The sequence below is a fragment of the Carboxylicivirga linearis genome (genome assembly GCF_018271995.1).
Classification (GTDB): domain Bacteria; phylum Bacteroidota; class Bacteroidia; order Bacteroidales; family Marinilabiliaceae; genus Carboxylicivirga; species Carboxylicivirga linearis.
Window position 1 is genome coordinate 98,120 of record NZ_JAGUCO010000019.1, and the last position, 10,841, is coordinate 108,960.

Sequence of the window (10,841 nt, forward strand, 5' to 3'; positions counted from 1 at the left end):
TTAATAAAATTATATTCCGTCAGACCGAATTGACCCAATATTATGGGACAAAAAAAGGATGACATATGCCATCCTCTTATTTTTGTGCTTACTATTTAGTTATTAAATCTATTAGAAGGTCTGATAATCATCATCTTTATTTAAATCAAGCTTGATTACATTATCATCAGAAGTAGTTGTTTTCTTCTCTACTTCAGTATTTTTTGGTTCATCTTTAGGAGCAGTTGGTTTTATGTCCTTCTTCTGTGCTTTTTTGTGACCGATATTAAAGAAAGAAACCACTTTTATAAGATGTTGCGCCTGTTCTGATAAGCTCTCTGCATTGGAAGCTAACTCTTCACTTGATGATGCATTTTGCTGAGTAATGCTGTTAAGTTGTTGGATAGCACTATTCACCTGAGCAGCTCCATTGGTTTGCTCCATACTGGCAGCAGCAATTTCCTGAGTCAGTTTTGAAGTGTTTTCAATTTTAGGAATAGTATCCAGCATAACAATACCTGCCTTTTCTGTTAGTTCCAGTCCGGCTTGTGCCAAACCAACAATTTCGTCAGCAGCTACTTTACTGTTTTCCGCCAGTTTGCGCACTTCGGCTGCTACAACCGCAAATCCACGTCCATGTTCTCCTGCTCGTGCAGCTTCAACAGCAGCATTTAATGCTAGTATATTGGTTTGAAAAGCAATATCGTTGATGACGGTGATTTTTTCAGCAATTTTTTTATTTGTTTCTTCCACCTTTTGAGCTTGCTTAGCTACTTCAGTAATACTTATACTGGCTTCAGAAGAAACTTTATCTGTTACATTAGCATTTTCGCTGTTTTGTTCAATGTTTGAAGACATTTCTTCCATCGTTGACGAAACCTCTTCGATGGAACTGGCCTGTTCGCTGGCCCCTTGTGATAGTTGTTCAGAAGCGCTGCTTAATTGATAACTTGCATTACTTATTTCATCCGAACCATTAATGATTGCTTCAACCACATTTCGCAGGTTTGCTAACATAGAGTTTAATGCAGATACCAATTGGCCAATTTCATCTTTGGCCTTGGTTTTTATAATCTTATCAATGTTTCCTTTTCCTACTTCTTCAACATCCGATACCAGACTAACAATTGGCATTGAAACACGTCTTCCAATAATAATGCTGGTTGTTATAATTAAAGCTGTAACCACAGTAAAAATAATGAGCAATAGAATGAGTGTATCCCTCATGGCCTTATTACTTTCCTCTGTGTGTAATAATATTTCATTATCAATTTCATCAGTGTAGTTACCTGTACCAATCACCCAATCATACGGTTTAAAATGAGCACTATAACTTCTCTTGGGTAAAGGTTCGTCAGAATTGGCTTTAGGCCACCAATATTCCGAGAATCCGTCACCCTCTATAGCGGCATTAATAATATCCTGAACCAGCATATTACCCTTGGCATCTTTAATATCCCAACGGTCAGTACCTTCTGTTCCGGAACCTTTAATAAAAACGTTTTGCCCATTTGATTTATCAGCCCAGAAATATCCAACTTCTCCGTACTTCGCTTCACGTATGATGTTGGCGGCAAATTTCTCAGTTGAATCTTTAGATAGGCCAAATTCATTGCCTACCTTCTCTATTTGATTAAGCATCGACAAAATAATTTGAGAATGCTCCTTTATTTTATTGTCGTAATCGCTTCTAAGTAATTCTTCCAACTGTGATAGTTCACGTTTCTGATCGCGGTTTATGACATAAACAAAAATGCTCGAAATTATCAGTCCTAAGAATAATGCAGCACTTATTGCAAGCAATACAATCTTATTGGTTATATTAAGCTTTATCATGATGCTTAGAATTTATAGATGGTGGTAAATAAATAACGGTAATTGGTAATATTATGGCTGGCAATGAATTGATCGTTTTGTTGCATGTCAGCATAATTAACAGTAGTGGTGGCTAATTCAACCCCCAATTTTAATTTATTCTTACTATAAGCTATGCGAGGCGACCATCTGGTTAAAGATGTGAGGTCATTAGCAAAGCCGTAGTAAACATCGGGTTTATTCTCATGATCAGGTGCTGCAACATGACCAACAAAGAATCCTGCTGACCATTCATTTATTTTGTATTCTACTTCACTCCATAAAGCCAGTGTTTCAGAGTTTTCATAAGTGCGGTAATCAGTTTCAGGATCTATACTTTTAACACCATAACCTCCAATTAAAAGTAGGTTGGTTAAGTTTTCACCATAAGTTCCGTAACACTTAAACAAGAATCGATTATTGCTGTATTTGGCAAATCCACCGATATTATAGGATGATGCTGTTTCTTTGTGAGCAAGACCAGTATCCGTTTTAAGGCGTGGAGCAATGGTTTTGTAACCACCAACAACACCGGCCATTATCCCATTTTCGAAAGAGGTTATAAGTCTTGCCTGAAACTCCGGAATGCCCGCATTTCGCAAATACTCACCCGAAGCACCGTTGGGACCCCTGTCAGAGAAATCGCGCTGGCTCAAAGCTGAAAGAGACAACTCAACTTTTGATGAAGGTGTATAAGTAAATCGAAATTGTGGTGCCCTGCTAAAGGGTTGAATAGGTACAGCTGCTCCCCATGCTATAATCCCAGGGAAACAACTGGTAATAAAAGTTGGATGCCAGGCCTGTCCTAAAAGAAATCCAATTTTGTCGTTTTTTAGCTGAATAAAAGCATGTCTAAGCCTTGCCGTAGAACTATTGGCATCTGTTGTGCCAAAAAAGTCAAATTCTAATACTCCGCTGGTTTGAAAACCATTGAATTTAAACCCAGTCATCGAAAAACGCATTCTCGAATGTAAGTTGAACATTTGCAACTTGCCAAATGCATTCACGTCATTTCCCAATTCATCTTTCACAACCGGTTTAGGATACAACAGAAATTCTCCTTCTCGTGCGTTAACCGTTTGTCTGGAATCATATTTAACCGAATGGCTTATGAAACCTGAAATGTTTAACCAATCAAACTTTTCTTTTTTTGGAGTTTCTTGCGCCTTTGCACAAAATACACCTACAGTTAGCATTAGTAATACTAAATAATTTTTCCCCTTCATACTTAAAAAATAAACTCCCCTATAGAAATATAAAATAAGTAGTGTGATACGCTGCTAACGTTATTAGGTTACGCACGAAATGAATAAAAGGGTTAAAAATATATTATGAACATCCTAGAGTGTTGGATTTGAATAAAAAAGAAGGTAAGTGTTAGAGTATGTGTAATATATACATTAAGAATAACTACATTAATTTAGCCGAATTTTTGGCCAGCCGATGACATAAATCCTGTTCTGTGTGTCCCGAATGACCTTTTATCCAATTGAATTCAATTAGCTTTCCATTGCTTATTTCATCTATTTGTTGCCAGTAATCAGCAAATTTAACTTTTGTACCGTAGGCTGTTTGCCAATTATTATGCTTCCAAAAATGCATCCATTGAATCATTCCTCTAATCACATAACGGCTATCGGTGATAACTTGTATTTTATCTATCGTTTGTAAACGTTTTAAACCATCTAATACTGCCAATAATTCCATTTTGTTACTTCCTCCTCCTAAAAAGGATTCGCAAAATATTTCTTTACTTCCATCAGTACTTTCAATTATGCCTCCATAGCCCGATGTCATTGTTTGGGAAGCATACGAACCGTCGGTATAAACCTTGTGTATTTTTTTAGTTTCGCTGTTACTGGTAGAAATAATTAAATCTTCTTTTCGTCTGTCTAAACGTATAAAAGAATTGTAGGCAGAATCTTCCAGAAAATTAAAATCTTCGATAAAAACACAGTTGATTTCCTGGCCTACCATCAAGTTTCGTTTTGATGCTGAGAGTATAACTTTTTTAAACTGAAAAAGGGATTTTTGAATGATATTGGTGAGATCGTTTTTATGTTTAAAGTGGAATTCTTTATTTCTAAGAGAATACTTGAAATTAACCCGACAGGAGCAATAGCATGCTAAACCGATAATGGTATGATCAGTTACAGACTCTATGATTATAACTAGTTTTATCGGTTTCAAAATAAAGTATTTAAATTACCCAAAAACTATTACTACGGTATAGAAGAATTAAATTTAAAACAAAAAGCCCATTAATAATAATGAGCTAGTTAATTATTGAGAATAATAATACGTTACAATGCATTTATATTCTATTAGAGAGAATGCTTTTTGTCTCTACGTTTTATTCTTTAATTAAAGATTTAAAATGCTTGTTATTTCTGAGGTTGTCAAAATGTTTTTCATGCTGAATTTCATCCTTAAGTGTTTCAGATAATTCAAGTGCTTTTTCTATATCCTTAATGGCATCTACTTGTTTATCAAGCTGCGAGTAAGCACATGCTCTTTGCCAATAGGCGAGTGAATATTCATTATCGTGCTCAATAGCTGTATTGGTTAAATTCAATGCCCATCTTACCTCACCAATTTCCAGTAAAGCATCAGCCTTATAAGTCATGGCTTCAATATCGTTTGGTTTAATCTCTAATATCTCATCATAAATAGAAATTTTTTCTTCCTCACTTTTTTCCAGACCAGCCCTCATCCATAATGAGTGGATCGAATTGGTATTTGTTATTTCTTGCTGCGTTTCAATAATAATTTTTGAACGCTCCATCATTTTCTTCTCAATCTGTTGTAATCTGCTTTCGTAATCACCCGTTAAGGTTTGTATTTTCTTAGCAGTATCAATTTTAATGCTCTTTTTAATATCGTTGAGCGATCGCCAGCCTAACAGAACCAGTAAAGAAGCAGCAGCAGTAATAATATAGAAAATGTTATTAATGGTGCTGGTTGTGTATTGTATGGCTCTGTCTGATGATTCGAGCTTGGCCTCCGCAATTTGTTCGGTTACCTGCGCTTTTAAGCGTTGGTTTTCTTCACGTAAACTCTTTATTTCATCAAGTATATACCTTTCGATAAAAGGTTTGAATAAAGGTTCTTCCAGGTTGTTTTCCGTATTATCTGTTTTTTGTGAAAAGGATAGTATTGGTATGCAAAAGCATATTACTATCAATAGTTTTCTTGACATGATTGTATTAACTGTTTTTTAGTATTAATTGGGCTTGCAAGCTTGATATAAAAAATTGAAATGACAAGTTTTATAAGGCTAAATTTCCTCTGATTTATCAGGCATTGTTTGGTTATGGTATGATTGATTCATTACTGTCGATCTTCTAATTTTTTCCAGGCATGTAATCTTAGAAAACTACTTTCAACTCCGGCTTCCATCTCTTTAAACAAGCTGAAAGGAACTGTTAGCGTTAGAATATCTTTATCTACCGCATGACGCTGTGAAATATCAAAAAAGCCTAAAACAGCCTTGGGACTTTCTTTCTTGGCTTCAGCATATCCAAATAATATCGATTGACAGGCAGCTCCAAAAGGGGCGGTTATACTTTGATTGGTTCCTCGATTATAGTCCGCCATTACAACCAAAGCTGATAATTGATCGGCATTGGTAAAAAAGACAATTAATTCGGGGGTATCATTCTCAGTAAGTTGTTCCCAGGGTTTAAATACAATATATTTCTCAGATACATCTCTCATTGGAAGCGAATCGACCCATTTTTTGGCCAGTTCCGGAGTTTTGTAAAAACGTTCTCCGTGTTCCATAAAGGATCCTTCACGTCCCATTTGTTTTGCCATCTCCTTATTTCCTGTGGATAGCAGACTGTCAATTGGAAATCTACCATAACAGTCACCGAAACCCAAACCAGTTCCGCCGCCTGGACAACCAAATGAGTTCCGATCGAAATAAGCCTGACGATTTTTCTTACTTGCTGTCACTAACATCGAAGCCACACAACCGGTTCTGCTTCCTTCTTTAAAATGAAGACCATCATCGGGCTTGTTATTAGTAAGTAATATTGCAACTGGCTGCATTTTTAGTTTTAAGGATTTAATTAGTTCACTCTTCATAAAACAGGTACCTCCGGTTATAATTTTTATTTATGTTGTTTAAACTAGTTTTCAATTTATAATATTTTTTGCGCTATACCGTAGCGATGTTTTAATTCTTCTTATTCTTTGCCGAAAAATGAGCATATTAGTCAATTTGTTAATAGGTATCTTTAGGTCATTAAATCTAGTTTTTATGAATCGAAAAAAATCTCTACCTATCTTAATTCTTCTTTGTTGGATAAGTACCATCTCATTTGGGCAAACCAATGTTCAAACAGCTTTAGATAACCTGATATTGCCAACCACTGTAAAAAGTCATTTGTACTTGTCAGAATCGAGTGACGATGGAAATGTATCCTTCAGCTGGTCGTCAAGTAATTCTGCTATTATAAATGCTGATCATCAGGATGGATATAATAATGAAATTACAACTCCACCCGGATTTGTACAACGTACCAATAATAATGAAATAATAACTTTAACGGTTACTGCAACAGATGGCTCCGAAACAGATACAAAGGATTTTGAATTGACTGTTTTGGCCAATCCGGAATCCAATAATTATGTTGGTTATTTATATGCTTATTTTAGTTCGGTGGCGGGTAAGAATGAAGTTCAGCAAATTCATTTTGCTATTAGTGATGATGGCATTACCTGGCGCGATTTAAATGAGAATAACCCGGTGTTGGTATCTGTTTTAGGCGATGAAGGAGTGCGCGATCCATATATTATTCGCTCTCCTGAAGGTGATCATTTTTATTTGATAGCTACCGATTTAAATATTTACGATAGCAAGTACAATAACAATTGGGGGCTGATGGCCACACAGGGCAGTACGGCTCTGATGGTATGGGAATCGGATGACTTGGTAAACTGGACAGAGCAGCGTATGGTTGATGTTGCCAGCTCAATAGATGCGGGTAATGCATGGGCGCCTGAAAGTATTTATGATGAAGTAACTGGTGAGCACTTGGTTTATTGGTCGAGTTTGATAGCCGATGATAATTACTCCAAACAACGTATCTGGCTATCTAAAACCAGAGATTTTATCCATTTCACCGAACCTCAGATATTCTTCGAATCATCAAATAGTAATATTGATGCATCTATCTTAAAAACCAAAGGTCAATATTATTTACTTGTTAAAAATGAGGAAGTGCTTTCGGTGTCGTTATATGTGAGTGACGCTTTATTGGATTATAATAATACCACCGGTTTGGGTAATTCTTTTGTTCGCATTCCAAACGATGAAATGGAGAGTTATACCGGAGGGTACGAAGGTGCTACCATGTTTAAATTTATAGATGAAGAAAAATGGTGTGTATTAATTGATGAATATACCGGTAGCCGACGAGGTTATATCCCGTTTTTATCGTCTGATATAAGTGCAGATAATAGTTTGGAGCTGGCTGATGATGGTACTTACCTGATGCCAACAGGAGCCAAGCACGGTACTGTAATTCCTATAACACAAACTGAATATGATGATTTGATGGAAAAATGGGGCGTACAGGCCGAATATCCAACTGCAGAAGAAGGACCCATTGCACAATATACCTTCGATAGTTATACAAGTGGATCATCCATTGAAGATGATTCTGATAATGTCAATGATGCAACCTTATTTGGGAATGCTACAGTGGTTGATGATGCCGAAAAAGGAAAAGTGCTTTATCTCGATGGGTCGAGCAATACCTATATGGCAATGCCACAAGGTTTGTTGGATGCAATGGACAGCATAACCATATCAATGGATGTTAAACCTTATTCTACCGAAAACTATCATTTTGTATTGGGTATTGGACAGGATAATTACAAGTATGGATTTTTACGTATTCGTTCATCGGAAGTACGTTTTGCTACTACCACAGAATCGTATAGTAAAGAACAGGATGTAATTACTAACGGTAGTTTCTACAATCAATGGATGAATGTTAAGCTTATTAAAGCAGGTGCCACAACTAAGTTATATATCAATGATGTATTGGTTGATCAGAACGATTTTACAAGATCAATAAGTGATTTAGGAAGTAACCTGTTAGCTTATCTGGGTAAATCATTTTATTCCAACGATCCTTATTTCAGAGGGTATTTTGATAATGTAACCATCTATAATCGTAGTCTGGATGAAAGTGATTTTCCTACTTCTGTTAATATCAAAAAAGCAGGAGAGAAGGCTGATGTACTTATTATCACAGATCCAAACGAAGACCATATTGTTATTCAACCTCAGAAAGTATTGAAACAGTTAAAAACGGATTTGTATAGTATTAGTGGCCAGTTGGTTTATACCTCGGCGCACAGTCAGGCAAAAGGGCAGATTCAAATAAATACCTCAGCTTTTCAAAGAGGTATTTATTTGTTAAGGGTATCTTTTGATGATGAGTTTGTTTCTCAAAAAATTATTGTGAATTAACACTCCTAAACTACATCACCTCAAAGGTGGCTATATTAAGGCAATTATCTCCAATATAGAATAGTATCTTTTTTATGACTTGTGCTTCCTCTCCTGCAAAAGAGAATTGAGGAAAGGTGTTAGTTTATCTTATATGTTTCGACTAATGACTAAGTATTTGTTTTATTACAACAATTCGCTGCTCCCCTTAATGTAGAGAACCGCCGTATATGTTCCATCGTTTGGAAAGTCCAGTGGACTTTTTAAATGATAGGAAGGAGCGAAGATCGCGTACGTACTTTTTATAAAGTAAAAAGTCGTGGTGTGAGAGCTTCTCCCTGCTAGCGTTTGCTAGTGGGGCTGGCTACTCGATTGGCAGCTGGCATTTATATATGTTCTCCAAATTCATCCATTAGTGCTTGATTATCTCTTATTATCCATATTTTAAAAGCTGTATATGGTGTTGAAGGTCGAAGTTTTCTGATGATGGCATTTTTTATTACAGCTTTCTCATCAGGTTCATAACTGTCATCGAAGAACTCGAACAATAGATTTTGAAATTCACGAATCTCTTTAAGTAACTTATTTCTAATATTTGCAGATTCAATTGTTTTAAGTTCAGTTGTACCATTATACACACTTAATAATAAGTCTACAGTATTTAATACTCTTTCAGTATTTTCATTTGGTACAACAACAACTTTCTCTTTTGGAAAAGGGTTAATTTGATACTTGATTTTAGAGTCAACTGCATCTTGTTCGACAGTACAATTTAATATGTCATCATATTTTTCTTTGGCCAGTTTTGTATTATTACAATGTCCACAACAGTAGAAGAGATTATCCCATGAAAACTTTAAGTCCTTATCACCTTTATGTGGTAAAAAATGCTCTGTATTAATTGTATGAGGTTCTTTCGATTCGCAAACATAACATTTATTTTTAAAATCATTTTTTAAACGTTCCAATACACCATTACAATTATAACTCCCATTTGCTTTTTCTTTCTCTATCTCAAGGCAATCTGGAGCTGGCTGTGATTTCTCTAAGTATACCATTATTTATTGCCTTTAATAGATTTCAATTTAAGTTGCTGAAGCTTTACAGCTAATTCATCAGAAATAAATTTTGGTATTTCATTTAGGTATGACTTTAGAAATGCATAGCGTTGAATTTCTTCTTCTGACTTCTCCTTTTTATTTAAAAGGTTCTCGAATTCATTTACTTTACTTATTAACTCATTTGAATATTTGTTTGAATCAAAATAACTTTCTATCAAAGTGTCATATGAATAACCCGAAAGGTCAGTCGTAACAATCTTTTTTTCTAGGTCAAAAATTATCGTATTTTCAATTGAGTTTAATACAAACGGCGAATGAGTTGAAATAATAAACTGAATTTTTGGAAAAAAGTCAGTTAGAAATGGTAGTACTTTTTTTTGCAAATCAACGTGGAGATGAGTTTCAATCTCATCAATTAACACGATACCTTCTAAATCATATGACTTCACATTATGAGACTCCATTCTTAGGAGTAACTCTGTAACAATACTTATTATTGCAGAATAACCATCTGATAAAGTGTTAAAATTAAATGGTTTATATCCATTAATTATAATCTCAAAATTATATGCTCTTCTATCAAATTTTAATTCCAAAGAATCTACATCAAATATTTCTTGTAATCTTTTTCTGAATTGTTCAAACCAATCATCAATTTTATTGACTACATCCATTTCATTATCATCACGAGCAAAAGACCTGTCAGCTTTTAAGTTTACAATATATTGAATGAAATTGGTGTTAGCTTTTTCTTGAATACTGTACTTCTTTTTCAAGTTTATCTTCTTTATCCCAGTTGGAACTTGCAAGTTAGTCTGCCTTTTAGAATCGAAGAATGCGAGAAGAAAATCTCCTTTTTGACACTTATCAAAAATAATATGTTCTGAGTTAGAAAAATCTATACTAGTACCTCCAAATCGTTTAAACCAATTCTTTGTATCCTGTAAACCTCTTTCTAAATTAACTTTATCTTGCTGAGATATATTAGGCCTTTGTAGACTTCTTTCATAATTCTGAATATTATTCTTCTGGTTTTGAATGTGTTGAAAGTTTCCGTTATCAATATTTGAAAGAAATTGATTCAAATCCAGCAACAAGCTTGTCTTTCCACTGCCATTTTTTCCAGTAAGAATCAGATGTTTCCTATTCTCAGTTGATAGTTCAACATTATAATCTTTAAGGTTTCTTGATTCTTTTATATCAATTTTTGTGATAAAATTTTCTTTCATATTATTCTACTTTATGATGCTTGGTTCTTTCTTTTGCTTGCTGCCAACGTTGAGTATTAGAATAGTAGCCGACTGCGTGACACTTTACTGTCAAAATGCAAGAAAGCTGAAGCGGGCTACAACCCATGAATTTACTGCTATTTCGGCTATTATGTATATACATTGTACACTACTTACTTTTTATTTCTTAATATTGCTTAATGGTTCATTTACTGCTCATTAGCTTGTTTTCAATTTCGTTATATTACCCAA

At 34.9% G+C, this 10,841-nt stretch carries 8 protein-coding genes; 1 reads left to right on the forward strand and 7 read right to left on the reverse strand.

Annotation, left to right across the window (positions count from 1 at the left end; translation table 11 throughout):
• Positions 1 to 111 precede the first annotated feature (111 nt).
• The 5 genes from KEM10_RS18125 to KEM10_RS18145 all read right to left on the reverse strand — a co-directional run bounded on the left by KEM10_RS18125 (position 112) and on the right by KEM10_RS18145 (position 5,922).
• On the reverse strand, positions 112 to 1,815 hold the full coding sequence (locus KEM10_RS18125) for a methyl-accepting chemotaxis protein (RefSeq protein ID WP_212217623.1): 1,704 nt from the start codon (positions 1,813 to 1,815) through the stop codon (positions 112 to 114).
• A 5-nt stretch (positions 1,816 to 1,820) separates the two neighbouring features.
• Positions 1,821 to 3,059 carry a hypothetical protein gene (locus KEM10_RS18130; RefSeq protein ID WP_212217625.1) on the reverse strand — a complete coding sequence of 413 codons (1,239 nt, stop codon included), beginning with the start codon at positions 3,057 to 3,059 and terminating at the stop codon, positions 1,821 to 1,823.
• A 184-nt stretch (positions 3,060 to 3,243) separates the two neighbouring features.
• Positions 3,244 to 3,810, reverse strand: coding sequence for a ribonuclease H family protein (locus KEM10_RS18135; RefSeq protein ID WP_212217627.1), 567 nt, complete (start codon positions 3,808 to 3,810; stop codon positions 3,244 to 3,246).
• A 376-nt stretch (positions 3,811 to 4,186) separates the two neighbouring features.
• Complete coding sequence (locus tag KEM10_RS18140; RefSeq protein ID WP_212217629.1) at positions 4,187 to 5,032, reverse strand: tetratricopeptide repeat protein; 846 nt, start codon at positions 5,030 to 5,032, stop codon at positions 4,187 to 4,189.
• Between the two features lie 131 nt (positions 5,033 to 5,163).
• Entirely contained in the window at positions 5,164 to 5,922 is a 759-nt protein-coding gene (locus KEM10_RS18145) for a DUF169 domain-containing protein (protein WP_212217631.1), read from the reverse strand.
• A gap of 175 nt (positions 5,923 to 6,097) precedes the next feature.
• On the opposite strand from KEM10_RS18145, the gene KEM10_RS18150 reads away from it, so the two are divergent.
• Positions 6,098 to 8,320 carry a LamG-like jellyroll fold domain-containing protein gene (locus tag KEM10_RS18150; RefSeq protein WP_212217633.1) on the forward strand — a complete coding sequence of 741 codons (2,223 nt, stop codon included), beginning with the start codon at positions 6,098 to 6,100 and terminating at the stop codon, positions 8,318 to 8,320.
• Between the two features lie 365 nt (positions 8,321 to 8,685).
• Here KEM10_RS18150 and KEM10_RS18155 read toward each other — a convergent pair whose 3' ends face one another.
• On the reverse strand, positions 8,686 to 9,357 hold the full coding sequence (locus KEM10_RS18155; RefSeq protein WP_212217635.1) for an HNH endonuclease: 672 nt from the start codon (positions 9,355 to 9,357) through the stop codon (positions 8,686 to 8,688).
• Positions 9,357 to 10,589: an AAA family ATPase gene (locus KEM10_RS18160; RefSeq protein WP_212217637.1), complete on the reverse strand. Its 1,233-nt coding sequence runs from the start codon at positions 10,587 to 10,589 to the stop codon at positions 9,357 to 9,359. The genes KEM10_RS18155 and KEM10_RS18160 overlap by 1 nt, the downstream gene beginning before the upstream one ends.
• Between the last annotated feature and the right edge of the window lie 252 nt (positions 10,590 to 10,841).